This window comes from Methylobacterium sp. PvP105 (assembly GCF_017876975.1).
GTDB lineage: Bacteria > Pseudomonadota > Alphaproteobacteria > Rhizobiales > Beijerinckiaceae > Methylobacterium > Methylobacterium radiotolerans.
Genome location: NZ_JAGIPA010000001.1, coordinates 2,409,201 through 2,435,707, shown reverse-complemented (window position 1 = coordinate 2,435,707; position 26,507 = coordinate 2,409,201). Strand labels below are relative to the sequence as shown.

Here is a 26,507-nt window from a genome sequence, read left to right as displayed (position 1 = left end):
GCCTCGCCATCTGATGCTTCCATATCGCGCGGCGTCGATTCGCTGCGTTTGTCACTCAAAACAGACCGTTGGATTACTCACGGGTAAACTCATCGAGGACATTCAGCATCCGGTATCTGCGACCGTTATGCGTCCGGTGCTCGACGAAGCCGTAGGACCAGACGTGGTCAGGCCGCTCGGGCCGCAGGCACACGCACGAGCCGTCATTGAGCCAGAGGCAGGCCCGCTTCGGCTGTCGGGCTGGAACCTTGCGCCCCTCCCGCCGCCAGATCCGTTCGACCCGCTTCACGTTGGTCGTCCAGCCATCGCGCCGGAGCAGCGGGGTGATCCGACGGTACCCGGAGCGCCCGTACCGCAGAGCCAGTGCGACGATGGCGGCGGGCAGTGCGGCCTCGTCCTCGACCACCACGGCGCGCTTGCGCTGTGTTGAGCGGTGCTGACCGAGCGCGCGGCAAGCGAACCGTTCTGACACGCCATGCTCGGCTACGACGTAATCGACACAAGCCTGGCGGCGAGCTGGGCTCCGAAGTTTCCCGAAGCCGCCTCCTTCAGGATGAGCTTCTTCAGCGTCAGGTCCGAGATCGCCCGGCGGAGGCGCTGGTTCTCGGTTTCCAGAGACTTCAACCGCCTGACCTGATCTCCCTTCAAGCCGCCGTACTCGGATCGCCAACGTTGGTACGTGACCTCCGTCACCTCGATGGATCGAATTGCGTCAGAGACCTTGCGGCCTTGCGAGACCAAGACATCGACTGGGCGCAGCTTGGCGACAATCTCTTCAGCCGTATGCTTCTTTCGACGCATCATGACATCCTTCACATGGCGCGAAGCCATACCCCAGGGAGGACCACTTTTCAGGGGGTCAGGCCAGACGTCGGCGATCGGGCGGCGGCGAGGCCTGCAACCGCAGATTTCTACTTGCGATTGCAATTAGCACATGGTTTAAATCGCTGATCGCACGGCCTCCAGTGTGAGCCGTTTCAAGGGTGCGATGCGCACCGCAGTCGGCAAGAGATCTACGATATGTCGAAGGCTATTCTGTTTCGCAGTGACCCCGGAGATGGTCTGTCGAAATCGAACGCCGTCTACCGCAACATCCAATCCGCCCTTGAAAGACTGGCGCGCGCGGAAGGGCGGGATATTCAATCGGGTTACGATCCCTTTCCGCTGGCGACGCCCCGCAAGGGAACGACATACACAAGTTCTCACAGTATTGTGGCCTTGGGAATGACGGCGCATCGGCATTTTCTGGATGTCGTATCGACCAGTGTCTTTTATCTGAACCCGAGCCGGGCGCCGCTCTCGGAAGATCCCGCGGTGGCCCAGATGGTCGGTTGCGTCGGGTCGGACCAAGCGTCGACCCGCATCAGCTTCCTTGGCCCCCGCGCCCGGAAGGCATCGGTCTTTCTGTCCAGGAACAGGGCCGCCTGCTATGAACTGCCGCCCGTCGATCTGGTCGGTCCGGCTCCGGCCGATCGATCGCGGCTGACGATGATCAACCATGCGAGCGACGATCGATTGGCGCGATCGGTCCTGTACCGATTCCTCGAATGCACCGACTTCGCCATCGACGTGTTCGGCCTGACGGGACCAGCCCACAACCGCGTCCGATATCTCGGCGATGACGAGATCAGTGAGCAGGCATCGAGCGTCCACATTCATATCGGCGTCCCCTGCCGCAGCGACGAACGCATCCGGATTGTGGATAGCTGGCAGAGCCGCGTGCCGGTGCTATGCTTTGACGGCAGGGACGACGATTGTCTTCAAACGATATTGCAGGATGTTCGAGACAATCACAACGTCATGCTGTGCCGGTCTTACAATCAGGCCTGCGATTTTATTGCACTTCTGCTTAGCACACCCAACCTGTACCGGCAGCTTGTGGCCCATGGCCGTGCGTCCGCGGCACCGGCCGCTCGAACTTGGGACGATCTGGCCAGGGATTTGGCGGCATGACGTTCCGGATGGGCTGGCTGACCCCATTCAACAACAGGACCGGCGTTGGGACCTTCAGCAAAGCCATCACCGACGCGCTTCCCGACTCGTTTGACGGTCGGACGCTCGACGTAACGATCTTCGCGCCGGTGACGGCTGGCATGTACAGCAGTCGACACCGGATTCTCGACATCAACACGATCGACCCCAAGAGTCGGATCTATGAGATGTTCGACGTCTTGCTGTATAATATCGGCAACAACGACGAGCACCACGGCGCGATTATTTCAGCTCTGCGAAACTATCCCGGGATCGTTATCTGCCATGACTACGTGTATCAGCACGTCCTGGCCAAGATGGCCCAGGAAGGCGGCAGCGATTTCGCCGATTACATCGCCCTTGCGGCCCGCTATGGCTCGCCGGAGGGTCTGCGCCGCGTGCGCGAGTCGAACATCACGCGTCTGACGGGCCTGCACTACGCCGTGTGGGATTCGGATTTCTGCGCCGACATGCCCCTCGGTGCGCCGCTGTTCCAGCTCGGCTCGGCGCTCGTCGTCCATTCACGCTATGCGGAAGACCAGGCAAGGCCGTCCTTCGACGGTCCGATCCTGCGCCTCGGCATGCCGTACGATCAGCGACCGGTGCCGGTCGCGAATGCCGACACCGGAGGCTTCGGGCGACGCGGCGTCGTGGTGTCCTTCGGCCATGTGCAGCCGCAGAAATGCATCCACGACGTGCTCCTGGCCATGGCCGAGTCGCCCCGCCTCCGCGACGGGCTCGTCTACGTCGTCTCGGGCTTCTCAAGCAACGCGGCCTATCTCGAGCGGCTGCGTAGCCTCGTGGCCGAGCACGCGCTCGGGACTTGCGTCCGCTTCGCCCTCGATCTCAAGGACGGGGATCTGGCGGATCTCAGCGCGCAAGCCGACGCGTTCATCAACCTGCGTTATCCCAATACCGAGGGGGCGTCCGTCTCCCTGGTCGAGCAGCTCATGACCGGTAAGCCGGTCGTGGTGTTCGATTCGGGTTGTTATGCCGAGGTTCCCGACGATGCCGTCATCAAGGTCGTCGGACGGCGCGACGTGGATGCGGTTGCGGACGCGATGCACCGGCTGCTCGGCGACCGGGCGACGCTGGCGGCCATCGGTTCCCGCGGCCGCACCCACGCGATGCGCCTCGATTCGCGCGGCTACGCGGCGCAGCTTCTAACCTTCATCGCCCGACAGGAGGACCTGCTGCGTCGACGCTCCGATGCCGTCGCCATCCAATCGCTTGATGCGGCGCGTCCGGGCGCGGCCGAATGCGCGCACGACGCCGCGTGGCGGGAGTCCTTGGCGGTTGCCCGAGGGACAATGAGTCGTCTGGAGATGGGCATTCTCGCGGACGATCCCACGATCCTCACCGACCTCGGCCCCGAGCAGATCGTCGATTTCGTGCAGGCCGCCAGACTGCGCCGCGGCACGGACCTCCGCCTGACCGCCGCCCTGCGGGCCTTCTTCGGAGACGGCCGGGATGCGGTCGGCAAGGCGCGCATCCTGCACGCGGTGAACGCCATCGCGTCCGCCGGCGACGACGAGGCCGCCGCCCTGTTGCCGGAGATCGTGCCCACGCGGGATGCGGCCTTCTGGGACGTCGTGGCCGCCCTCGGGGAGGAGACCCTTATCGGCGTGATCGCAGGCACCTGTTTCGGGGCGCGACAGCCGGATGCCTGGAAACGTGCGCGCACCTCCGTGCCATCCGGCCTGCGCCGCATCCGCCTAGCCGGCGTCCTGGCACGGTCGGAGCCGAGCGACCTGAAGGTATCGCCGCAGGACCTGCAGTTCCTTGCCTGGCGGCTGCGGCAGGGGGAGTCCTCCGAGGCGGATCTCTCGCTCGATCCCCTGCCCGTCGGGCGGTCGATCCGGATCGGCGCCCGCGATCAGGACCGCTTCGTCCAGCTCGAGGGGTTCTACGACATCCAGGGCGACCACGTCTGGAGCAAGCCTCACATCGCGCTGCTCCGTCTCGCACCCGATCGCGCAGTGCACCGGATCGTGCTGGCCGGCGAGGTACTCAGTGACCAGACGCAGGTGGCGGTCTCGGCCCAGACGCGGTCCGGCCTCCTCGAGGGGGTGCGATCGCAGAGCGGCGGCACTGTTCACTTCGAACTCAGCCTATCGCCCGCGAACGACCTTCCGGTCGATCGGGTCCTTCATATCGCGATCGACAGCACGGACTGTTCCTCGCCGGCGGACCTGAAATTATCGGACGATCTACGGCCGCTCGGATTCATGCTCAAGCACGTGACCGGCATCTGAATATAAATAATCTGTCGTTGTATCGATGTTTTTCGACGACGAGATCCATGGGGACAGCGTATGCGGTTGCTGATATACGGGGGATGCCACGCGCTAATCCTCAAGCGTCTGATTGATGAGCTGGGTGACTCCCCTCGGACCCGCGTGGATCTTCTAATCAACTACGATCTCGTCGCGTCCAATCAACCATTCAACTACGACATGTTGAAAAATTACGACGCCGTGATCTACTCTCCGATCCAAAACAAGGGAATCTACAACACCAGTTATCTCGATGAGGCGTGTGCCTCCAGCGGGGTCCAGGCGATCCGCTTTCCGTGGCTCGAGTGGCACGGCTACGCCGTGAGCGCGGACAAGGGTCAGTTCTGGGGGCACCACGGCTGGCATTTCCCCGACCTCATCGCGTTGGGCCGCGACTTCGAGGACGAGCAATCCTTCGCACGCACGGCCATCCACGAGTTTCCAAGCGTGCAGACGATCCGGCACCTGTTCGACGTCACCACACAGCGTCTGGCCGCGCAGGAGATCGAGACGGACTGCCATGTGCGCGTATCCGGGTTCATCGGCGAGAATTTCAGGCGGCGAAGGCTGTTCCTGACCCCCGACCATCCGACGGCCGAACTCTACCGCTGCGTCGTCGAACAGATCGAGGCGCTGCTCGGTCGCCGGCTGATTCCCTCTTGGTCTCCGGACATGCCCGAACTGCAGCCCGAAGAGCGCACGCCGATCCTGCCGCGGATCGCCGCCGAGACGGATCTCGCGTTCACCGATACGTCGTGGCGCTGCGAAACCCAGCCGCTCGGGGCGATGAGCCTGGACGCGTTTCTGGCCCTGCATTTCCAGGCCGGGCGCCGCTCCCGGGACGTAGACGGGGCGCCGCCCGAGGTCGTGCTCGCGACCGCGTCTCGGCCGACCTGGGCAAGCCCCATCGATCCCTCCGCCGGTGAGCCAGGCCCCGCGATGCTCCCGATCTTCCATCAGGCCCTGATCCGGGGCCGCCGACCGGCTGCGGGCGACATGCATTTCACCGGCGAAATCATCGCCACGCTGTCCGGGCACGAAGCGGCCGAAGCAACGCCGCGACAGCTTCGCGGAGCCTATCGCCTCCGCGCCCACGACTGGATCTTTAGATCATGAGTACGGAATCCCCCGACCCGACCGGCCCGATCTGGGTTCCTCCGCGCAGGAACCTGTCGAAGGATGCGTGCTTCTTCTATCACACCACCGACCTCTCGGACGGCTCGACGGTCTATGGGCAATGGGACCTGCGCGGCCGCTACGCCGATTATATCGGTCACGTGGATCTGCGGGGTGCCCGCGTGCTCGATGTCGGCACCGCCTCGGGCTTCCTCAGCTTTTCCGCCGAGGAGGCCGGCGCCCGCGAGGTCGTGTCGTTCGATCTGGACACGGCGGCACGCCAACATCTGCTTCCCTTCCACCGGAGTCTCTACGTCACGGATCACGCGGCCTGGATGCAGATCCAGACCCGAGCGTTCGAAAGCTGGAAGAACGCCTACTGGTTCACCCATCAGGACCGGGAATCGCAGGCCCGGGCGGTCTATGGCGATGTCTACGATCTGCCCCGCGCGATCGGACAATTCGACGTCGTGATCCTGGGCGCCATCCTGGAGCATCTCGGCGATCCGATCCGGGCCATCGGCGCCATCGCCAAGGTCGCTGCCAAGCGGATCGTGATCAACACGGATCTCATCGCCGGCCACGAGCCCATCGCCCAATTCAAGGGCGACCCGGAGCATCCAGATCGCAACTATATCTTCTGGTCTTATACACTGGAAACTTATAGGCGCATTCTTGAGATCTGTGGGTTTGCGATCGAACATACGGAAGAGCACGAATTCTCTGCGCTGTCCGTGGATGCGGGCGAGCACAGCTGGCAGGGGCGATCCCGGACCGCCATCGTCGCCTGTCGGATGTGAGGCGATCGCCGGCACCGTCACCGCCGGAGATCAGAATGAGCCCGCCGCACGACGCGCAATCTCTGCGTCGCAGTCAACGCCACCGGAGCGCCCTGCCATGATGCCGAATCTCTTCCGGGCGCCTCGGGGCGCCGACTTCACCCCGGATCGCGCCTTTCATCGCATCAAGGATTACTTCGCAGCCCCGAGCGCCCCCGGCCCGCGTCTCGTCATGGACGTCTCCACCGCGATGCGGTGGATCGGCCGCAACGCCGTCGGGATCGTTCGGACCGAGCGCGAGATCGCCAAGCACTTGGTCACCAGCGGGCATGATGTCGAGCTCGTCTATTATGATCGCGACAATCTCGAATTCCGTGTCCTGACCGAGGCGCAGTGGACAGATCTTCTGCCGGACATGCGGACATACTCCCGAAAACGATCGACCCTGCCAAACTACAACGCGCTGTTCCTGTTCCAAGAGAACGACATTCTGGTGAGTGCGGGCCTGCAATGGGATATCGAATTTCTCAATATCGTCTATCGGTCAAAGAAATCGTTAAATTTTAAGGTCGTTCAGCTGATTTACGATCTGATACCTATCGATATGCCGGAATATTGCGCGCCCGGCATGGACGTCCTGTTCCCACGGTTCATCATGGATACGGTCTGGACGGCGGATGTGGTCTACGCCATTTCCGAGAGCACGAAGACCGCCTTCGTCGAATACGCGAAGACCCTCAAGGCGGCGCGCATCCCGCCCGTTCGGCGCATCCGGCTCGGCTGTGACATCCCGCAGCAAGCCACGCCGGATCGCGGTTTCGGAGGCCTCCAGCCCGGCCGGTTCGTCCTTTACGTGAGCACCATCGAGCCGCGCAAAAATCATCGTATGCTCTTCGACATCTGGCGATTGCTATCGAAAAGACTTGGCGACAGGTTGCCGAAACTTGTACTGGTCGGAAGCAGGGGTTGGAACACCGATAATTTCATCGCCAATGCCGAAGCCTGCCTCGCGCTCTACCCGGACAAGATCACCATCCTCGAATCCGTCGCCGACGAAGATTTAAACTGGATGTATTCGAACGCGTACTTTACGGTCTATCCATCCCTCCACGAAGGGTGGGGACTTCCGATCGCAGAAAGTCTGGCGCGCGGCACGCCCTGCATCGCGTCCGACTCGTCGTCGATGCCGGAGGCGGCGGATACGTTTTGCCAACTCATCGACCCGTACGACTTCGTGGGTTGGAAGTCGGCTATCGAGGCGTACATCACACAGCCGCACCTCGTCGCAGAGGCACGCGAGACGATCAGGTCCAGCTACAGGACCGTGACCTGGGACGAGGCGATCCGCGCGTTCGTCGCCGATCTCACGATGATCTCCAACCGCATGGTCGGTCGCGCATGAGAATCGCGACGTTTGCGACCTATCGGGCGGTGACGGCGCGGCACGGCGGGCAGATCCGGCTCCGGGCGCTCCACGAAACCTTGATCCGCGACGGCCTCGCGATCTGTCATGTCGCCGTGCACACGGGACACGAAGACGATCTCGCAAGCAACGAGATCTCCATCGCGCTCGATGCTGCGACACAGGCCGATCTGCGTCGGAACCAGATGCGGGCCGATGTTCACGCCTGCACGGTCTTCGATCGTCATCCCGACCGCTATCACGTCGTTGAAAGCGGCCTCGACGCCTTCGAGCCGGATGTCCTCTGGCTCGAGCAACCCTGGCTCTGGCCCCTGGTCAAGGCGTACGTGGCGCGGAGCCGGCGTCCGCACAGCGTCATCGTGTACGGTTCGCAGAACGTCGAGGCTGAGCTCGTCGCGACCGCGGAACTGGATTGGGACGCGGCGGCGCGGGCGAAACTCGCTGCGGACGTCAAGGCGTTGGAGGATGATCTCTGCCGTGCGGCGGACGGGATTGTGTCCGTCTGTCCAACCGACGCGAAGACGTTCCATCGGTACAAGAAGCCGGCACTTCTGGCACCGAACGGCGTATCGCCTCCGGCGGCTCCGGGGGGCCTGGATTACTGGAAGGCCGTCTATCGCCATACTACGACGGCCCTGTTCGTCGGATCGGCCCATCCGCCCAACGCGCAGGGTTTCGAGGCGATGCTCGGATGGGACATGAGCTATCTCGCGCCCGACGAGAAGATCGTCGTTCTGGGGGGCGTCTGTGATCTTCTCCAAGAGCGACCGGCCTTCCGGAAGAATCGCAGCCTGATCTTGCCGCGCGTCGATCTTCTCCACCAGCAGGATCCGGGCGGCCTCGCAACGTTGCTCGGATTGTCGAAGGCCGTTCTTCTCCCGATCGTCTCGGGGGGCGGGACCAACCTGAAGACCGCCGAGGCACTGTTCAGCCGGAAGCCGATCGTGGCCACGACATGCGCGTTTCGCGGTTACGAGGCCTTCCTCGATTTCCCGAACGTGCGGATCAGCGACGATCCGCACGAGTTCCGCGCCTTGCTGAAACAGCAGCTGCGGGCCCCGGACGATGCGGCCGTCTGGACGGATGCGCAGACCGAGGCCCTCGATCGGCTTCTCTGGTCACGCAGCACGGCGGAAGTGGCGCGCTGGATCAGGACGCTGGCGGTCAAGGTCCGGACGGTCCCACAGCTGGCGGCGGGCTTGCGCACGCCGACCGTCCCCGGCCCGCAGAGCCCGAAAGCCGTCACGGTGGAGGGGATGCTGCTGAAACCGATGCTGCACGAAGGCTGGCACACATTCGAGGTGCAGGGCACGTGGAGCAAATCTCGGATCGCGACGCTGCGGATACCGAATCCCTACGCGGGCGCCTCGGTCAACGTCACCGTCGAGGTCGAGGTGATGAGTCGAAGAGGTATGAGCAATACGCTCAGCATCTATTCGGCGACCGACCAGCATTTTTCGAGACGATGCAGCTTCAAGGGGCGAAGGCAAACTGTCACGTTCACTATCCATCATGCCGAGCTGACGCAGAGAGACGTCTTCGAGGTGTACATCGAAGTACAGAAACTGTTTCAGCCCCAGACGCGGACGGGCGTTGCCGACGAGCGGGCTCTGGGTTGCCGGATCGTGCGGATGACGATGACACCCGTGCCGGCCTCGACACCTCGACGCGTGCCGCGATCCAAACGGTCGTTCGACCGCATTCGCGCGCTGAACTTCGGTCAATAACCGCGACCGGCCTGCATCTGTGCGCCCGGACGGTACGGAAACGCTCTCTGTCGGGCCCGCATCCCCGGCCGCCCTGGGTGCACCCTGCGCGGATGCTGACCCCGCCGGATTCACGGACGGTGTCACCCGCGCCACGCGGCGTTCGGGTCGGGAGCGAGCGGTAGTGGAAAGGGATGGGGACAGGAAGGCATGACCAAGCGCGCGCTGATCACGGGTGTGACGGGCCAGGACGGGGCGTATCTGGCGCAGCTTCTGCTGCAGAAAGGCTATGCGGTCACCGGCATCGTGCGTCGATCCAGCCATGCCGGTGTGTTCGACCACCGGCTGAAGTGGCTCGGTATCCTCGACGATGTCGAGTTCGTGGACGGCAACCTGCTCGACCTCGCCGCCCTGATACGGATCGTCCAGGCCGCCAAGCCCGATGAGATCTACAACCTCGCCGCCCAGTCCTTCGTCACCTCGTCCTGGCAGCAGCCGCTGCTGACCGGGCAGGTGACGGGCCTCGGCGCCGCGCACATGCTGGAGTGCCTGCGTACCGTCGCCCCGGGCGCGCGCTACTACCAGGCCTCGACGTCGGAGATGTTCGGCCTGATCCAGGAGGAGCGCCAGAGCGAGACGACGCCGTTCTACCCGCGCTCGCCCTACGGCGTGGCCAAGCTCTACGCCCACTGGATGACGATCAACTACCGCGAGAGCTTCAATCTGCACGCCTCGAACGGCATCCTGTTCAACCACGAGAGCCCGCTGCGCGGCGTGGAGTTCGTCACCCGCAAGGTCACGGACGCGGTGGCCCGGATCAAGCTGGGCAAGCAGAAGGAACTGCGGCTCGGCAACATCGACGCCAAGCGCGACTGGGGCCATGCCCGGGACTACGTCGAGGCGATGTGGCTGATGCTGCAGCAGAACCGGCCGGACGATTACGTGATCGCCACCGGCCGCACGACGACCGTGCGGGACATGTGCGCGATCGCGTTCAAGCATGTCGGGCTGAACATCGACGATCACCTCGTGATCGATCCGGCCCTGTTCCGTCCGGCGGAGGTCGAGGTTCTGCTGGGCAACCCCGCCAAGGCGAAGGCGACGTTCGGCTGGGAGGCGCAGACCAGCCTGGAGGCGCTGATCACCGAGATGGTCGACGCCGACGTCAAGCGGTTGAGCTCAGGCTGGTTCGAGAATCCCCGGATCATGCAAGACGCCTGACCGGGGATTAGCGAAAGGCTCAGGCCGGTGCAGCAGCGTATTGGTCCGGCTGAATATATTGCACTTGATCGAATCATTGGAGGAAATACTCTGATGGATAGTCGATCTTCGTCATCGTCCCGATCCACCGTATAGACACGATGTCTCATCAGCGATCGCTAACCGTCAACATCTTCCGCTCGAGCATACGCGCCGCCCATACGGCGGATCCCCTGTTGATACATATCCTCGAGCTGGCGCAGCATCTTCTCGACATTCCGATCGCCGTCGCGGGTTTCACGGCCGGGGGAAAGCAGGTCCTTCACGCATCGGTCGGGTTGGACGCGTACGACGGCGCCGATGACCTAGCGACCGTTGCCATCACCATCCAGAAGGACGATCTGCTGGTCATTCCCGATACGTCCGTCGATCCCCGCCTCGGCGGCGATATCCTCGCCACCCAGACGCCTGGCATACGCTTCTACGCCGGGGCGCGACTGCGCATGCCGGACAGCACGACGCGCGTCACGCTCTGTCTCCTTGATACGGAACCACGCATCGACTTCTCGGAGGCGGGACGCCGAACGCTCCGACATCTCGCGCGTCTCGCCATGGATTGGATGGCGTTGCGTTTGATCGAGGTGGAACGCGACGCGACCCAGTCCCGCTTCGATCACATCGCTGGCACGTCACCCGACGGCATCATCTGCGCTAACGAGCGCGGCCGCATCACGTTCTGGAATGAGGCCGCGGAACGGATGTTTGGCTACCCCGCGTCGGAGGCGCTTGGGCAACCGATCAACCTCCTCGTCGCGGAGGGCAAGTCCTACGAGACGCGAAGCGGCTTTCGTCGGTTCGGGACGCGCGCCGCACGGAATCTAGAGGCTGTTATGGACCTGGGGCGGGTCTGTGCTCAGATGAGCGGGGATGAGCGCTCCCCGCAAGCCGTATCCGTCCGACGTTTCCGATGAGGAGTGGGCGCTGGTTGCGCCCTACCTGACGCTGCTGCGTGAAGATGCCGGTCAGCGTGAGCATGCGTTGCGCGAGGTGTTCAACGGCCTGCGCTACGTGGTGCGAAGCGGCTGCCCGTGGCGGCTGATGCCGCATGATCTGCCGCCCTGGTTTGCCGTGTATCAGCAGGCCCAGCGTTGGCTGGCTGCCGGCTGTTTCGAGCAACTGGCCGAGGATCTGCGCGCGGTGCTGCGCACGGCGTCGGGTCGCGCGCCGGAGCCGACGGCGGCTGTGCTCGACAGCCGGACTTTGCGCTCCTCGCCCGAGAGCGGCGAGCGGGCCGGCTACGATGGGGCCAAGCGCAAGAAGGGCTCGAAGCTGCACATGGCGGTGGACACCCTCGGCCATCTCCTGGCGCTGCACGTCACGCCCGCCGATGCCGATGATCGCGCTCAGGTCGGCCGGCTGGCCAAGGCCGTGCAGGCGGCCACCGGCGAGAGCGTCGAGGTCGCCTTCGTCGATCAGGGCTACACGGGCGAGAAGCCGGCCACAGCCGCCCGCGAGCATGGCATCGCACTGGAGGTGGTGAAGCTGCCCGAGGCTAAGCGCGGCTTCGTGCTGCTCCCACGCCGTTGGGTCGTGGAGCGCTCCTTTGCCTGGGCCACCCGCTTCCGCAGGCTCGTCAAAGATTACGAGCGCTATGCCAGCACCCTGGCAGACCTGCACCTCGTCGCTTTCGTCTGCCTCATGCTCAGACAGGCCGCTCAAATGGCCACAGGTTCATAACAGCCTCTAGGTGAAGCCCTGGAGGAAGGTCCGCTGGCCGGGGCGCGCGGTCTTGCTCTCCACCTCCGCGCGGGCCGGCAGGGCGAGGCAGAACGTGAGGCAGAGCGGCAGGCAGAGCGGCAGGCAGAGCGGCGGGCGGAGCGCCGAACCGAGCGCCGCACCGAGGGCGCGGACGCCGGCGCGCCGCCGCGGCCGGGTCGGTGCTGCAAAGCGGGGGTCGTTCGGGAGGCGCTGATGCACGGGACTCGTCCTCGGCTTGGCGATGGGCGCGGGCGGCCGATCCGGCCGTCGGCGACGCGTCAGAGTTGCGGCGCGGCGGGCGGGCGCGGCGGTGCCAGCTGCTGCGGCGGTGCGGGCGTGCCGGATACCGGTGCCGCGGCTTCGGCGGCCTTCGGGGGCGGCGCGGCCGGCGCCGGCCGGGTGGCCGGGACCGCGCCGCGGACCGCGTCGCGCAGGAAGTCGCCGGTGCTGGCCTCCTGGGGCGTCGGAGCCGGAGCCGGGGCCGCCCGCTCGGCCGGAGCGGCCCGCGCCGTCGGGGCCGGCCGCGCGAGGCCGGCGTCGCGGGGCGCGGGCGCCTGGGACACCGCCGGCGCCCGCCTGCCCTCGCCCGCGGGCACCGTGATCCGGTAGGTGTAGGTGGCCTCCTCGCCGGTGACGAAGGTGACGATCACCGACACCGTGTCCTGGCCGGAGAAGTCCGGCCGGGCCGTGTAGTAGAGCGTCCGCGCGTCCCGCTCGACGTCCTGGCAGCCGTCCCGCGACGGGGTGCCGTCGATGTTCTGGCCGAGGACCAGGAACTCGCGCCGCTGCTCGATCCGTCCGCCGCGCGGGGGCGTGACCAGCTCGATCGCGGCCGCCGGAACCGACGGGCAGCCCGGCCGGGTCTCGTGGGTGGCGTAGCCGTCGAGGCGGACCCGCTGCCCGGGCCGCGCGGTCACGCTCGTGGACCCCGCGAGCGCCGGTCCGGCGAGGCAGAGCCCCAGGAGGCCGGCGAACATCCCGGCGGCGCCGGCCGCTCCCGTCGTCGCGACGCGTCGTGCCATGGATCCTCCTCGAATTGCGGGACGGGTGGCCCCGGTCCGCGGCGGGGCCCTCACTTCGAGTCGCCGCGGGTCAGGACCGGCTTGCCGCCGTCGGTGCGGAACCGGACAGCGTAGGTGCTGTTCGCCGACCGGGCGTCGCAGGTGATGACCACCGGGCCGCCCATCGGATTGGGCATCTCGCAGGTGCCCTTCACCTTGAAGGTGGACTGGTCGCGCTCGGCGTACATCACCTCGTCGACGGGCTGGTGCAGGGTGCCGCCCTCGACGAAGCCCTTGGCCGAGGCCAGGAACGCCATGGCCTTGCCGTCGGTGGTGCCGAAGATGAACCCGGCCTTCGGGCTGCCGACGACGGAGGTGTTCACCGCCTCCGGGGCGCAGGTCGCGGTGAGGTCCTCCCCGTCCATCATCAGGGACTCGCAGCGGCCCCTGAAGGACAGCTTCAGGAACGTGCCCGATGGCGGATCGCGCGCCTCCGCGCTGTCGCCAGGCGGAGGCTGCGACGGCGACGGCGACGGCGGCGTGTCGGGCGGGGCCGGAGCCCGGGCCTCGGCCGGCCGGTCGCGGGCCGGCGCGGTCCCGCCGTCCCGCCGGTCCCAGCCGCCGCGGGGCTGGCCGGGCTGCCAGACGCAGAGACGGACGCCGTCATTGTCCCAGCAGGGGCCGCTCGGCGACAGGGCACCGAGGGCCTCGGCGGCGCGCAGGCCTCCCGACGACCCGTTCCAGAAGGCCGTGGCCCTCAGCGGGTTCTGCGAGTCGCGGACGAGCTGCGCCACGACGTCGAGCTTGCCCGCGGCGTAGGAGCGGATCTCGAAGCCGCGGGCGCCGGTCTGGCCGGTCTCCGACCGGAACTGGCAGGCCCCGTCGAGGCGGACATCGCCGGCGACCTCGAGGTAGCAGTCGGCGGCCCGCGGGGCGCCGGCCTCGGGCGCCGCCGCGGGGGCGCCGCCGAAGCCGGGGCGGCCCTCGCCGACCTTCCAGGCGCAGATCCGGCTCCGGGACCCGGTCCAGCAGGCGCCCTCCCCGGTGACGCCGTCGGCGGGACCGTCCTCGGGCTTGCCGCCGGGCTCCCGGTTCCAGGGCGCCGTGCCCTGGCCCGGCGCCGTCACCGACACGACCACGCCGTCGCGCAGGTAGCCGTCGGTGTAGGTGGCGAGGCGGAACCCGCCCACGCCGTAGCTGCGCGCGTCGGTCAGGAACTCGCAGACCCCGTCGATGACGGTCCTGCCGTCGGCCGCGAAGAAGCAGTCGGCCTTGCGGACCTTGATCTGCGCCTGCGCGGCGGCGGGCAGGAGCAGGCCCGACAGCAGGGCCGCCAGCGGCGCGGCGGCGCGGCGGCCGATGCGGTTCCCGGCCCGAGGGGCCGGGAACCGCGCGGGATATTTGCGGCGGGGGCCCATGGCCGTCTCCTATGGATTGCCGAGGAGGCGGCGCGCCGCCTGGATGGTCCGGTCGTTGCGCTGGTCGACGACGCGGCCCTGGTAGAGATTCCGGTCGGCGAGGCGCTGCTGGAGGGCGGCCCAGAAGCCGGCGCCCCACTGGTCCTGCTCGAGATTCTGCAGGATCTCGGTGGACTTGAGCTCGAGGGCGCGGATCGTCAGGTCGGCCGCCTTCGCGGGGTCCCGCTGCAGGCCGGCGCCGCCGAGATCGTACAGGAAGGCCGCCGAGGTCGCCGCGGGGGCGAAGGAGCGCTCGACTGCGAGGCGCTCGAGATACCGGGCCGCCAGGGGACCGTCCGGCGCGGTGACCCGCTGCTCCTTGTTGGCCGGGGACAGGTGCATCGCGGCGTAGAGGTACTGGGCCACCGGGACGCCGCTCTCCGCCAGGCCCCGGAGCTTCGCCGCGTCGGCGGCGTTGGAGACCGCGCCCTTCGACAGCGCGATCAGGTCCTCGACGCTCGGCGTCGCCGCGGGCGGCGCCGGAGGCGGCGCGCCGGCGGGCTTTGCGGCCCCGGGGTTGCCGGCCCCGGGGTTGCCGGCTCCGGGGTTGCCCGCCCCCGGATTGCCCTGCGGGCCGGCACCCCGGCCGGCCAGGGCCTGCACGGCCGCGCGCGTCTGCGGCGTCGCCGTCCCGTCGGCCGGCCCCGTGTAGAAGCCGCGCTTGGCGAGGTTGCGCTGGATCGCCGCCACGAGGTCGGGGGGCTGGCGGCCGAGCTCGTCCGTGAACGTGTTGATGGCGAGCGGCAGCTTGGCCGCCACCGTGTCCATGTAGAGGTCGGCGGCCTTCTGCGGATCCCGCGGGACGCCGCTCCCGGCATCGGTGTAGCAGCCGGCGATCCAGTAGAGCGTCGACCAGGAATCGAGGTAGTTGTTCCGGGCCGCGACCGGGTTCGCCTGGAAGGCCAGCCCGTAGCGGCAGCCCCGCTCGAGATCGTGCTGGCCGCGGGCCGGGTTGAGCAGGAGCTCGGTCATGCCGCGCTGAGCCCCGGGGAAGCCGAGGTCGGCGGGCTTCCGGTAGTAGGTCAGCGCCTTGGCGGCGTCGGGCTTCACCGGGTTCTTGGCGTAGAACGCGGCCCATTCGGGATTGTAGAGGGCGCCCATGAACGACCGGGCGCTGACGTCGCCGGCCTCGGCGGCCGAACGCAGCTTCTCGAAGGCGGCCCGGTCGCCGTCCTTGCCGGCCCTGTCGAGCAGGTCGAGATAGAGCTTCTCGTTCTCCTTGCTGTCGGCGGGCCTGCCCCACTCGCCCGCGGGCCTCAGCAGCGCCAGGGCGAGGCCGGCCAGGAGCGCGACCGCGGCCTGGGGCAGGACCAGCCAGGCGAGGCGGTAGCGCGCGTCCGCGTACCAGAGCGTCGCGTGCGCCCGGATCCGGTCGGTCCCGATCGTGACGCCGCTCATGACTTGGCTTTCATGTAGGCGCGCAGGGCCGTGATGACCGCGGCATTGCGCTTGTTCTCGACCGGGAGCGTGTAGAAGCCGCGGGCGGTCAGCGCGGCCTGGATCGCGCCCCAGAACCCGTCGCTCCAGTTGCCCGCCTCCGGGAACAGCAGCCAGAAGGTGATCTGGTCGTCCTTGAGGTCGACGCCCCGCAGGGCGAGGGCGGCGGCCTTCCGGGGATCCTTGGCGACGTTGCCGTAGCCGGAATCGTACAGCACCGCGGCCTCGCCCGCCGCCATGCCGTTGCCGGCGGCCGCGGCGCGCTCGTAGGCGGCGACGGCGACCTGCGCGTCCGGCGCGAAGACGTCGCCCTTGTTCATCACCGGGTTGAACAGGCGCGCGTAGGCGGTGAGCGCATCCGCGTCCCCGGCATCGGCCCGGCTCTTCAGCTCGGCCAGCTTCCGCCGGTCGCCGTCCCGGGCGGCGGCCTGGAGGGCCATCACCTCCGGGTCCGGGCCCTTGGGCGCCATCCGCCGCGGCTCGGGCCGCGGGGTCGCGACCGTGGCGGTGATCCCCGCCTCCACCTGAAGGGCCGTGATGATCCCGGGATTGGGGCGCCCGTCCACCGGACCGATGTAGCGGCGCTGCTCGGCCAGATGCCGCTGGATGCCCGACACCAGGGCGGGGTTCTGCCGACCGAGATCGTTGATGAAGGCGTCCATCGTCGGCCGGTGCCGGCGCCACAGCACCGCGGTCACCAGCCCCCCGGCCCGCACCGGGTCCTGCGGCAGGCCGCTCTCGGGCTCGACGTAGCAGGTGGCGAGCTTGACGGTCAGCCGCTCCTCGCCGGTGATCGTGCGCTCGAGAGTCTCGGGGGCGTCGATCCAGGTCTGGGCGAGGCGGCAGCCGCGCCGGAGGTCGCGGTTCGGGTTGGTCGGATCGAGCAGCACGTCCGCGAGGCGCGCGACCGCCAGGAGGTCGCCGATCGCGGCGCCCGGTCCGTAGAGGGCGGTCGCCCGGGCGAAATCGTTCGGCGCGGGCTTGTTGGGGAAGTAGGCGGCGGTCAGCGGGTCGTAGAGCGTCCCGAGCTTGGTCGCGGCGTCGATCTGGCCCCGGGTGGCCGCGGCGGTCAGCGCGTCGAACGCCGCGCGGTCGCCGTCCTTGCCGGCCCGGTCGCGCAGGGCGCTCAGCTCGGCGAGCCGCGCCTTCGAGGCGGTGGCCGGCTGCCCCCAGACGCCCTGCGCGGCCAGCGCCATGCACAGGCCCGCGACCGCGCAGGTCACGGCCTGCGGCAGGGCGAGCCAGGCCAGCCGGTAGCGGCGATCGTCGTACCAGAGGGCCGCGTGCGCGCGCAGCCAGTCCCCGCGCGCGACGCTCATGGCCGCGACGGCTCCCGGGCCGTCCCCGCGGTGTCCACCAAGTGCCGGACCGCCGCGCGGGTCGCGTCGTTGCTGCGCGGCTCGATCGGACCCGTGTAGAGACCGCGCGCGGCCAGCGCGGTCTGAAGTGCCGCCCAGAAATCCGGGCTCCAGACCGCGCCGATCCCGGGATCCGTGACGAGGCAGCCGCTGTCCGGGTCCGTCTCCAACTGGCGCATCACCAGCGCCGCGGCCCGGGCCGGGTCCCGCTCCAGATTGCCCGGGCCGCGGTCGTGGAGTTCGGCCGCCATCCCGGCGGCCACCCAGTTGCCGGCGGCCCCCGCGCGCTCGAAATACACGGCGGCGAGCCGGGCATTGCGCGCGGGTTCACCGGATCCCGCGGTGAAGGGGCTGTAGAGGTGGCCGAGGGTCACGAGCGCCGCGCTCTCGCCCCGATCGGCCGCGGCCACGACCGCCGCCACCGCGGTGGTGCGGCGCACGACCTCCGCGGCGAGGCCGCGGAGCACCGCCAGCGACGCGGGCCCCGCGGGGCGCGCGCCGTCGCCTTCGGGAGAGCTTCCCTCCGGTCCGGGCGGCGGGGGCGTGTCGGGCCGCGCCATGCCGCTACGCCCCCGCCGCCGGACGCGCCGCGTCCCCGGCGGGCCGGAGCGCCCGCTCGACATCCACGAGCTCGAACTGGCCGTAATCGCCCAGGGGATCGCTGGCGAGGCGCATCGCCTGGGCCTCGCGCAGGCGCTCCAGGAGCGTGCGCATCTCGCGGGCGTTCGCCCAGTCGTGCCGCTGCGCGCGCTGCTCGACCCACGGGATCAGCAGGGTCTCGAAGCGCGGCGGCAGCCGGAACGATTGCCGCGACGCCATCAGGCGTAGGATCTCGACGAGGTCGTACGGGTCGTAGGCCGGGAATTCGACGGTCTTGGTGAACCGGCCGGCGAGGCCGGGATTCGTGTCGATGAACCGGGCCATGTCGCCGGTGTAGCCGGCGACGATCACGATGATCCGGTCGCGGTTGTCCTCCATGAACTTCAGGAGGGTGTCGATCGCCTCCTTGCCGAAGTCGCTGCCGCCCCCGCCGCCCTCGGCCAGCGTGTAGGCCTCGTCGATGAACAGGATGCCGTCGAGGGCCTCGCGGCAGCGCTCCAGGGTCTTGGCCGCGGTCTGGCCGACATAGCCCGCCACCAGCCCGGCCCGGTCGACCTCGACCACGTGCCCCTTCCGCAGGACGCCGAGCGTCCGGAAGATGTCGCCCATGATGCGCGCCACCTCGGTCTTGCCGACGCCGGGGGGCCCGGTGAACACCATGTGCTGGCTCACCGCGCCGACCTCGATGCCCTCGGCGCGGCGCCGGGCATCGACCAGCACCCGCGCCGCCACGGTCTTCACCTGCTCCTTGACCGGCGCGAGCCCGATCATCGCGTCGAGGCGGGCCATGACCTTCCGGGCCGCGTCCATGTCGACCGCGCCGCCGGCCTGGCGGCCGAGGGCCGCGGCGATGTCGGCGGGTTCGAGCCGGTTGATGTCGCCGCCGGGGCTGGCGGCGAGGCGCAGCGCCTGCGCCTGGCGGGCCTTCTCCAGGACCGTGCGCATCTCGCGGGCGTTGGCCCAGTCCTCGGCCTTCGACCGGGCCCCGACATAGGCGGCGAGGTCCTTCTCGAACCCCTCCGGCATGACGAAGCCCTGGCCCGCGGCCATGCGCTTCAGGATCTCGGCGAGCTCCGGCGGGCTGTAGGGCGGGAACTCGACGGTCTTGGTGAACCGGCTGGCGAGGCCGGGATTCGCGTCGATGAACCGGCGCATGTCGTTGGTGTAGCCGGCGACGATCACGATGATCCGGTCGCGGTTGTCCTCCATGAACTTGAGGAGGGTGTCGATCGCCTCCTTGCCGAACTCGCCGCCGCTCCCGCCGCCGGGAGCCAGCGCGTAGGCCTCGTCGATGAACAGGATGCCGTCGAGGGCCTCCTTGCAGCGCTCCAGGGTCTTGATCGCGGTCTGGCCGGCGTAGCCTGCCACCAAGCCGGCCCGGTCGACCTCCACGAGGTGGCCCTTGCGCAGCACTTTCAGCGCCTTAAAGACGCTGCCGAGGACCCGCGCCACCTCGGTCTTGCCGACGCCGGGGGGGCCGGTGAACACCATGTGCTGGCTCATGGCCGCCACCGGCAGGTTCTGGGCGCGGCGCTGCTGCTCCACCTGCATCCGGGCGATGACGCCCTTCACCTCCAGCTTCACGGGGTCGAGCCCGACCATGCCGTCGAGGGTCGCGAGCGCGGTGGCCAGGAGGTCCTTCTTCTCCGCGGCCGCGCCGTCGTCGACGAAGCGGATCGGGCGGATCTTGCGGCTCGCCCGGGCCCGGTCCAGGGCGCGCCGCGTCGCCTCGATCCGCGCCGGGATGTAGCTCGCCGCGAGCAGGCCGCCGACGAGGCCGCCGAGGATCAGGCTGTTGCGCAGCAGCGCCGACGGCGTCGCGGCGAGCGACCCGAGCACGTCCGGCCGCAGGGCGACCAGCAGGCCGGTGGCACCCAGCACGATGACCGCGAAGAGCGCGACCGGATGCTTGTCGAGGCGTTCCATGGACGTGGTGAACCTTGGTGCTGGCCCTGGTGATGGCCTGGGTGCTGGCCTGGGTGCTGGGCGCGCGTGGCCCCTCGGGCCGCCCTCAGGCGTCCTCGCCGGTGGCGCGGAGCAGGTCGACGATCTCCAGGCGGCGCAGGTCGCCGCCCTGCAGGGCGACTCGGGCGGCCTGGGCCTCGCGGGCCTTCTCCAGGAGGGTGCGCATCTCGCGGGCGTTCGACCAGTCGTCGGCGCGGGACCGCTGCGCGAGCCAGGGGGTCAGCGCCGCCTCGAACCCCTCGGGGAGCGTGAACTGCTGCCGGGCCGCCATGCGCCTCAGGATCTCGCAGAGATCCTTCGGGCTGTAGGGCGGGAACGCGACGGTCTTGGTGAACCGGCCGGCGAGACCGGGATTGGTGTCGATGAACCGGCGCATGTCGTTGGTGTAGCCGGCGACGATCACGATGATCCGGTCGCGGTTGTCCTCCATGAACTTCAGGAGGGTGTCGATCGCCTCCTTGCCGAAGTCGCTGCCGCCCCCGCCGCCCTCGGCCAGCGTGTAGGCCTCGTCGATGAACAGGATGCCGTCGAGGGCCTCGTGGCACTTCTCGAGGGTCCTGGCCGCGGTCTGGCCGACATAGCCCGCCACCAGGGCCGCACGGTCGACCTCCACGAGATGCCCGCGGCGCAGCACCTCGAGGGACCGGTAGATCTCGCCGATCGCCCGCGCCACCTCGGTCTTGCCGACGCCGGGCGGCCCGGTGAACACCATGTGCTGGCTGATCGCCGCCACCGGCAGGCCCTCGGCGCGCCGCCGCTGCTCCAGCTCCAGCCGCGCGATCAGGGCGTTGACCTCGCGCTTGACCGGCGCGAGCCCGACCATGGCCTCGAGATTCGCGATCACGGCCTCGGGGGACCGGGCCTCCACGACCCGGCGCGGCGCCACGATCAGGCGCGGCAGGGCCAGCAGGCCGCCGGCCGGCTGCCCGAGGCCGGCCTCCGCCTTCCGCGCGGCCGTCGCGGTCGCGGCGAGGCCCAGAGCCGCCAGCAGGGCGACGGCGATCCCGATCGCCGCCTTCCAGCGCAGCTCCGGCCCGGCGGCGTTCCACCAGGCGACCGGGCCGTAATCGGTGCTCAGCAGGAGCGGGGTGAGGACCGCGACCACCAGCCCGGAGGCGGCGAAGGGGAGGATGGCGGATTTCGACATCCGTCAGCCTCCGCAGGGCTTGCTGGTATTCCAGATCACGGGGATCCGCTGGACGCCGCCGGTCGTGTCGACCTTCAGGCCCGGCGTCAGCTCGACGAAGACGTCCTTGGCGGCGCCCTCGACGGTGATCTCGCCCTTGCCGGTCTCGTAGGGCGCGGGGAACGGGACCGCGATGTTGATCGGCCCGTCGGCGATGTTGAAGGCCGGGGACAGGTAGTTCCCGGCCCGGATGCGCACCACGCCGCCGGCATCGGCCGCCATCTTCGACAGGCGCATCTGGCCCAGGGGGGCCCGGCAGGCCTTGGCCTCCGCGACGATCTTGTCCTTCTCGTCGAAGGGCAGGGTCTCGGCGGCCTTGTCGATCTCGGCCGCCTTGACCAGCGTCAGGGCCGGCCGCGCGGCCGTCCCGGCCGTCTCCCCGCTGCCCGAGAGCAGCACGCCCGCGACGGCGCCCGCCGCCACCAGGCCGCCCACGATTGCGATGAGGCTCGGCGACAGGCCCGGCTTGGCGGCGGGCGGGGCGCTCGGGGCCGCGCGGGGCTCGGAAAGCCTATCCTGAGCCTGCCGCTCAGCATTCTGATGTTCGACTTCCGACATCCAGCGGGCCCCCGACCATGGAGCGACGTAATTCGTGCGTCGCGTCGGCGCGCACGACATGGCAAGCAGCCTCGCTATCTTTGGAAAGATTCGAAAAAATTCGTGGGCCGTTGCCTGTCACCATGACGGGTCGACTTCTAGGCAGGCGGAAAAAACCGGTCTACTAGTGTATATGACCTATCGTCGCAGGCTTGACACGGCCTGGATTTCTCTCGGCATGGCTCAGCGCCGCGACGTCATGGGAAAGATTCCGGTGCTGCGATCGGGAGTGGCATGAACGGCTCCGCGCCAGAGACCCTCATCGTCGCCGACGATCACCCGCTGTTCCGCGAGGGCATGCGGCGCGTCGCGGAACGGCTCTACCCGCAGGCCCTGGTCCGGGAGGCCGCCACGATGGAGCAGGTCCTGGCGATGGCCCGTGCCGGGGCGCCCCCGCGGGCGTTCTTCCTGGACCTCCTGTTCCCCGGCCTCGATCCCCACCACTCCATTCGCGCGCTGCGCGTCGAGTTCGAGCGGGCCTCGATCATCGTCGTGTCGATGATCGAGGACGAGGGCCTGATCCGGACCGTCATGGCCGAGGGCGCCGACGGCTTCATCGGCAAGGCGCTGCCCGCGGCGGAGATCGCTCAGGCGATCGCGGCGATCCGCGACGGCGCGTTCGTGATCCGGCGCAGCCCGGTCTCGGGTCTCGCTGCGCCCCGCGGCCCGCTCCCGCCCCTGACGCAGCGCCAGCGCGACGTGCTGCGCCTCGTCGCCCTGGGGCGCACCAACAAGGAGATCGCCCGGGAGCTGGAGATCTCCCCCTTCACCGTCCGCATCCACGTCTCGGCGCTCCTGCGCGCCCTCGACGTCACCTCCCGGTCCGCGGCGGCCGCGAAGGCCGCCACGGCCGGCGTCGGGGATTGAGGGGGACACCGTGCGGCGGGGCCGATCGTACACCTGTCCGAATGGCCCGGTGCCGGGCTCCGTGGCAGAGCCCGGCGCATGCGATGGGCGGGACGGGAACACGGGCGCGCGGCCCGCGGGCGGTTTCTGACGGGTCCGGCCCTGGCGGTGCTGCCCGGCCTCGCTGCCGGGCTGGCTGCCGTGCCCGCCGCGGCCGATCCCGACCTCGCCATGCTGCCGCGCGGAGCGGTGCTGGCGGCGATCTGCGGGCGGCCCGCCGACAGGGAGGCCGGGACCTGCCGGATGAGGGACGGCCGCACGGCGGAATTCTGGACCGCCGCGATGTTCTCCACCGAGACCGGGAGCTGGTTCACCGGCTTCGTCACGATGCCGGCCCCGGGCGAGGATGCCGCCGCACCGGACCGGCGGAGCGTCGCGGCCGCCACCTACGCCCTCAAGGACATGCGCTGGCGCCTCGAAGGCGTGCAGGTCCTGTCCGGCCGGATCGGGACCGGGAACCGCAACGGCGGCGCCCCGGAGGTCGACGAGCGGCTCGGCGCGGTGTTCAGGCCGCTGAGCCGGGGCCGCCTCCTGATGGGCCTGCGCCTCACCGTCTACGGGACGGCCGGATCGCAGGGCTTCTCGTTCCTCCTCCTGCAGTTCCGCGACGCGCCGGCGCGCTGGGCCCTGGCCGGCGAGGTCGCGGCGGGCGCCGACGAGACGGCCGGCTGCGCGGAGAATCCCTGCCGGCTCGGGTCGAGCACGGGGCGGCTGGAGATCCTGCCGGAGGATCCGCGCGATCCCGCCGCGTGGCCCCCGGTCCGGGTCACGCTGAGCGGCACCGTGCTGGGCGCGGACGGGACGCTCCGACCGGCCAAGGACCGGGATGCCCGGGTCCATCGCTTCGATCCGGCTGCCGGTGCCTACCGCTGACGGCGCCCGCGCGCGCGCGGCCGGTCGACGAGATCAGTCCTGCGGTGCAGTAAAAAATATCGGGCCGCATATTTTCCTCTTGCGTGTCCCGTGGCAGCACAGCGAGGATTGTGGCGAAGACTGAATAAGGGTCGCACGCACGGAAGACTCGTCATCGCCGCCGTATCGCGCTCTCTCGTCGTGTCTGGTAGTATCGATTACCGTCAGGTAGACTTGTGAGATCTGTCCACGGCCGGCGACGGCGGCGCGCCGTCGCCCGGATCCCGGGCGGCGACGCGGCAGGGCAACTGCACGATGAAGCGACAGCAGGAGACCGGGAGCGGCACGGCGGGATCCGGGGCGGGATCCGGGGCGGACGCCGCGGGGACCGTCCCGGCGAGGCGGGCGATCGGCGGCACCGCCGGGCGGCGCGCCGCCGGCCGGGCCTGAGCCGCCGATGTTCGGGTCGCGGCGCCGGCGGGACGAGGCGTACGACAACGAGAAGGCGCAGGCGCTCATCCGGGCCGTCGTCATCGGCCTCGCCTGCCTGTACCTCCTGCCCCAGATCTACGGCGGGATCGCCCCGCCGGAGGCCCGGTTCGTCGCCTACCTCGTGACGTGCCACTGGGCCTTCGCCGTGGCGCTGTACGGCTGGATCACCCGGAATCCCGGCAGCAACACGCCGCGCCGCGTCGTCACCTTCGTCCTCGACCTCGGCGGGATGACCTACACGATGGCGGTGGGCGGCGCGCCGTTCCTGCCGCTCTACGCCATCGTGATCCGGCTGATCGTCGGCAACGGCCTGCGCTACGGGGTGACCGCCCTGAAGGCGTCCACGGCCGCGGCCCTGGTCTCGATCGCGATCACCACGTACTGCAACGCGTACTGGCGCGCGAACCCGTTCCTCGTCCTGACGCTGACGGCCATCACCGTCCTCGTGCCGACCTACATCTACAGCCTGCTGGAGCGCCTGCGCGGCGCCTACGAGCGCGAGCAGGAGGCGAGCCTGTCCAAGTCGCGCTTCCTGGCACAGGCGAGCCACGATCTGCGCCAGCCGATCCACGCCATCAGCCTGTTCACCGCCTGCCTGCGCGGCGCCAGGCTGGGGCCGGAGGAGCTGCAGATGGTCGAGAACATCGACCGGTCGCTGCAGAGCGTCTCGCGCCTGTTCAAGTCGCTCCTGGACATCTCGACCCTCGACAGCGGCCGGGTGGAGCCCCGGCCCGAGCCCGTCGCGATCGACGACGTCATCGAGGATGTGCGGCGCCAGAACTCGGAGGCCGCCCAGATCGCCGGGACGGCTCTGCGCAGCCGTGCCTGCGCGGTCGTGGTGCGCACCGACCGGGCACTGCTCACGACGATGCTCCAGAACATCGTCAACAACGCGATCAAGTACGCCCCCGGTCGGCCGATCCTGATCGCCTGCCGCCGGCGGGGCGACCGGCTCGCCGTCCAGGTCTACGATCGCGGCCCCGGAATCCCGGTCGCGCATCAGGAGCGGGTCTTCGACGAGTTCTACCAGGTCCGCCGCCGCGGCGACCGGGATGTCGAGGGCGTGGGCCTCGGCCTGCCGATCGTCCGGCGGCTCGGCGAGCTCCTGGACCTCGCGGTGACGCTGCGCTCGGTGCCGGGTCGCGGGACCTGCGTGACGATCGGCAACCTGCCCCTCGCCCGGGCTCCGGAGCCCGCGGCCCTCCCCGCCGGGCTCGACCCGCCGGCGACGATCGGCGGCCTGCGCGTGCTGCTGGTGGAGGATGACGGGGCGGTGCTGCGGGCCACGGCCAGCCTGCTGGAGACGTGGGGCTGCCGCGTTCAGCCCGAGACCGGGATCCCCGACGCCGTTCCCGAGATCGACCTCCTCGTCACCGATTTCGAGCTCGGGAACGGCGTCACCGGGACGGACTGCATCGCGGCGGTCCGGCGGCTCGCCGGCCGCGCGCTCCCGGCGGTGGTGATGAGCGGCCACGACGAGGCGCGCGTGCGCGAGGATCTGGGGGCTCCGGACATCCCGATCCTCTCGAAGCCGGTCCGGCCCGCCGAGCTGCGCTCCGTGCTCACCGCCGCGAGCCTCCGGCTGCGCCCTCGGCCCGCGCCGGCCGCCTGAGACGCGCGGCCGACGCCTCACCGGGCCGGTTCGGCCGGATCCGTGCCGGGACGCGCGGTCCCCGCTCCGCCGCCCTGCTGGTCGAGCATCGCCTTGAGCAGGGCGTCCCGCGCGAGGCCGTGCTCGGTCGCGACGCGGTCCACCATCCGGAGCGCCTGCGCGGCGGCGGAGCGGTCCGTCACCGGCGCCTGCGCGAAGGCCTGGCTGAGCCGCGTCCCCGCGACGTAACCGATGACGATCCCGACGAGGACGCCGCAGGCGCCGACCAGGATCAGGACGCCGATCTTCATGACTCACCCGTCGGCTGCCGCGAGACTGCCGGCCTTCCGAGCATGCCGCGCGGGTGATCTCAAGGGGCGGCCGGCTCGGCGGCCTCGGGTCGCCGCGTCAGCCCTGCTCCGCGCGGTCCGCGCCGTCGCGGGCTTCGGCCTCCCGCCGGGCCGCGCGGGCCTGGGCGATCAGGTCGACGGCCGCCAGCGGGGCGTTCGCCCCCACGCCGCCGGCCAGCAGCAGGCCCGGCGGCACCGTCCGGATCTGGGCACGGCCGCCGCGGACGCCGCGGCGCCCGGCCCTTCGATCGGTCGCGTTCGTCATGACAGCGCGTCGCCCGTCAGCGCGGGCCGGCCTGCGGCCGCGGCCGCGGTACGGCGATGGTGACCAGCTCGCCGGTGATCGGATCCAGGATCGTCATGGGCGCCTCCGTGGTTGAGCCCCATGGCGGACCTGAATTGTGTTTTAACATTGGCCGATCGAGGCCATATGCACAGTTTTGGCGGTCGATGTCGCCCCCTGCCCCGCCGCGATTGTTGAATATC

The 26,507-nt window shown here is 69.2% G+C and carries 23 protein-coding genes and 1 pseudogene; 12 read left to right on the top strand and 12 right to left on the bottom strand.

Annotated features, from left to right (window positions below; genetic code table 11):
- Positions 1-76: 76 nt before the first annotated feature.
- Positions 77-801, bottom strand: a pseudogene (locus tag J3A75_RS11655) (transposase); the annotation flags it as partial.
- 219 nt (positions 802-1,020) lie between these two features.
- Between J3A75_RS11655 and J3A75_RS11650 the strand changes: the two are divergent.
- From J3A75_RS11650 to J3A75_RS11610, 9 genes are all read left to right on the top strand, one after another.
- A complete protein-coding gene (locus J3A75_RS11650) occupies positions 1,021-1,953 on the top strand; it encodes a hypothetical protein (protein WP_209650220.1) in 933 nt (310 codons plus the stop codon).
- Positions 1,950-4,226, top strand: coding sequence for a glycosyltransferase family 4 protein (locus J3A75_RS11645; RefSeq protein WP_209650219.1), 2,277 nt, complete (start codon positions 1,950-1,952; stop codon positions 4,224-4,226). The genes J3A75_RS11650 and J3A75_RS11645 overlap by 4 nt, the downstream gene beginning before the upstream one ends.
- Positions 4,227-4,286: 60 nt before the next feature.
- Positions 4,287-5,363 carry a WcbI family polysaccharide biosynthesis putative acetyltransferase gene (locus J3A75_RS11640; protein ID WP_209650218.1) on the top strand — a complete coding sequence of 359 codons (1,077 nt, stop codon included), beginning with the start codon at positions 4,287-4,289 and terminating at the stop codon, positions 5,361-5,363.
- Positions 5,360-6,163 (top strand): class I SAM-dependent methyltransferase, encoded by an 804-nt coding sequence (locus J3A75_RS11635; protein WP_209650217.1) that lies wholly within the window; start codon positions 5,360-5,362, stop codon positions 6,161-6,163. The genes J3A75_RS11640 and J3A75_RS11635 overlap by 4 nt, the downstream gene beginning before the upstream one ends.
- A 97-nt stretch (positions 6,164-6,260) precedes the next feature.
- On the top strand, positions 6,261-7,544 hold the full coding sequence (locus tag J3A75_RS11630) for a glycosyltransferase family 1 protein (RefSeq protein ID WP_209650216.1): 1,284 nt from the start codon (positions 6,261-6,263) through the stop codon (positions 7,542-7,544).
- Positions 7,541-9,292: a hypothetical protein gene (locus J3A75_RS11625; RefSeq protein WP_209650215.1), complete on the top strand. Its 1,752-nt coding sequence runs from the start codon at positions 7,541-7,543 to the stop codon at positions 9,290-9,292. Before J3A75_RS11630 ends, J3A75_RS11625 begins: the two co-directional genes overlap by 4 nt.
- 189 nt (positions 9,293-9,481) lie before the next feature.
- Positions 9,482-10,492: a GDP-mannose 4,6-dehydratase gene (locus tag J3A75_RS11620; protein ID WP_209650214.1), complete on the top strand. Its 1,011-nt coding sequence runs from the start codon at positions 9,482-9,484 to the stop codon at positions 10,490-10,492.
- A gap of 215 nt (positions 10,493-10,707) precedes the next feature.
- Complete coding sequence (locus J3A75_RS11615; RefSeq protein WP_209650213.1) at positions 10,708-11,442, top strand: PAS domain-containing protein; 735 nt, start codon at positions 10,708-10,710, stop codon at positions 11,440-11,442.
- Positions 11,399-12,208 (top strand): IS5 family transposase, encoded by an 810-nt coding sequence (locus J3A75_RS11610; protein ID WP_209650163.1) that lies wholly within the window; start codon positions 11,399-11,401, stop codon positions 12,206-12,208. The genes J3A75_RS11615 and J3A75_RS11610 overlap by 44 nt, the downstream gene beginning before the upstream one ends.
- Positions 12,209-12,214: 6 nt before the next feature.
- Here J3A75_RS11610 and J3A75_RS11605 read toward each other — a convergent pair whose 3' ends face one another.
- The 9 genes from J3A75_RS11605 to J3A75_RS11565 all read right to left on the bottom strand — a co-directional run bounded on the left by J3A75_RS11605 (position 12,215) and on the right by J3A75_RS11565 (position 21,791).
- Positions 12,215-12,448, bottom strand: a complete 234-nt coding sequence (locus tag J3A75_RS11605) for a hypothetical protein (protein ID WP_245364333.1) — start codon at positions 12,446-12,448, stop codon at positions 12,215-12,217.
- A gap of 59 nt (positions 12,449-12,507) precedes the next feature.
- Positions 12,508-13,251 carry a hypothetical protein gene (locus J3A75_RS11600; protein ID WP_059409657.1) on the bottom strand — a complete coding sequence of 248 codons (744 nt, stop codon included), beginning with the start codon at positions 13,249-13,251 and terminating at the stop codon, positions 12,508-12,510.
- A gap of 50 nt (positions 13,252-13,301) precedes the next feature.
- Entirely contained in the window at positions 13,302-14,648 is a 1,347-nt protein-coding gene (locus tag J3A75_RS11595; RefSeq protein ID WP_209650212.1) for a hypothetical protein, read from the bottom strand.
- 9 nt (positions 14,649-14,657) lie between these two features.
- Entirely contained in the window at positions 14,658-16,085 is a 1,428-nt protein-coding gene (locus J3A75_RS11590; protein WP_209650211.1) for a peptidoglycan-binding protein, read from the bottom strand.
- Entirely contained in the window at positions 16,082-17,443 is a 1,362-nt protein-coding gene (locus J3A75_RS11585; RefSeq protein ID WP_029360572.1) for a hypothetical protein, read from the bottom strand. The genes J3A75_RS11590 and J3A75_RS11585 overlap by 4 nt, the downstream gene beginning before the upstream one ends.
- Positions 17,440-18,042 (bottom strand): hypothetical protein, encoded by a 603-nt coding sequence (locus J3A75_RS11580; RefSeq protein ID WP_143739314.1) that lies wholly within the window; start codon positions 18,040-18,042, stop codon positions 17,440-17,442. The genes J3A75_RS11585 and J3A75_RS11580 overlap by 4 nt, the downstream gene beginning before the upstream one ends.
- 4 nt (positions 18,043-18,046) lie before the next feature.
- A complete protein-coding gene (locus tag J3A75_RS11575; protein ID WP_059409659.1) occupies positions 18,047-20,008 on the bottom strand; it encodes an AAA family ATPase in 1,962 nt (653 codons plus the stop codon).
- An 85-nt stretch (positions 20,009-20,093) separates the two neighbouring features.
- Positions 20,094-21,194 (bottom strand): AAA family ATPase, encoded by a 1,101-nt coding sequence (locus tag J3A75_RS11570; protein ID WP_209650210.1) that lies wholly within the window; start codon positions 21,192-21,194, stop codon positions 20,094-20,096.
- Positions 21,195-21,197: 3 nt separating this feature from the next.
- Positions 21,198-21,791: a hypothetical protein gene (locus tag J3A75_RS11565; RefSeq protein ID WP_059409661.1), complete on the bottom strand. Its 594-nt coding sequence runs from the start codon at positions 21,789-21,791 to the stop codon at positions 21,198-21,200.
- A gap of 273 nt (positions 21,792-22,064) precedes the next feature.
- Between J3A75_RS11565 and J3A75_RS11560 the strand changes: the two genes are divergently transcribed.
- The 3 genes from J3A75_RS11560 to J3A75_RS11550 all read left to right on the top strand — a co-directional run bounded on the left by J3A75_RS11560 (position 22,065) and on the right by J3A75_RS11550 (position 25,692).
- Complete coding sequence (locus J3A75_RS11560) at positions 22,065-22,697, top strand: LuxR C-terminal-related transcriptional regulator (RefSeq protein ID WP_012318436.1); 633 nt, start codon at positions 22,065-22,067, stop codon at positions 22,695-22,697.
- Positions 22,698-22,775: 78 nt separating this feature from the next.
- Positions 22,776-23,609, top strand: coding sequence for a hypothetical protein (locus J3A75_RS11555; RefSeq protein ID WP_209650209.1), 834 nt, complete (start codon positions 22,776-22,778; stop codon positions 23,607-23,609).
- 436 nt (positions 23,610-24,045) lie between these two features.
- On the top strand, positions 24,046-25,692 hold the full coding sequence (locus J3A75_RS11550) for a hybrid sensor histidine kinase/response regulator (RefSeq protein ID WP_053621581.1): 1,647 nt from the start codon (positions 24,046-24,048) through the stop codon (positions 25,690-25,692).
- Between the two features lie 17 nt (positions 25,693-25,709).
- Here the strand turns inward: J3A75_RS11550 and J3A75_RS11545 are convergent, their stop codons facing one another.
- Both J3A75_RS11545 and J3A75_RS11540 read right to left on the bottom strand, forming a co-directional pair.
- On the bottom strand, positions 25,710-25,982 hold the full coding sequence (locus J3A75_RS11545) for a hypothetical protein (RefSeq protein WP_053621582.1): 273 nt from the start codon (positions 25,980-25,982) through the stop codon (positions 25,710-25,712).
- Between the two features lie 97 nt (positions 25,983-26,079).
- Positions 26,080-26,286 (bottom strand): hypothetical protein, encoded by a 207-nt coding sequence (locus J3A75_RS11540; protein ID WP_024830534.1) that lies wholly within the window; start codon positions 26,284-26,286, stop codon positions 26,080-26,082.
- Positions 26,287-26,507 lie beyond the last annotated feature (221 nt).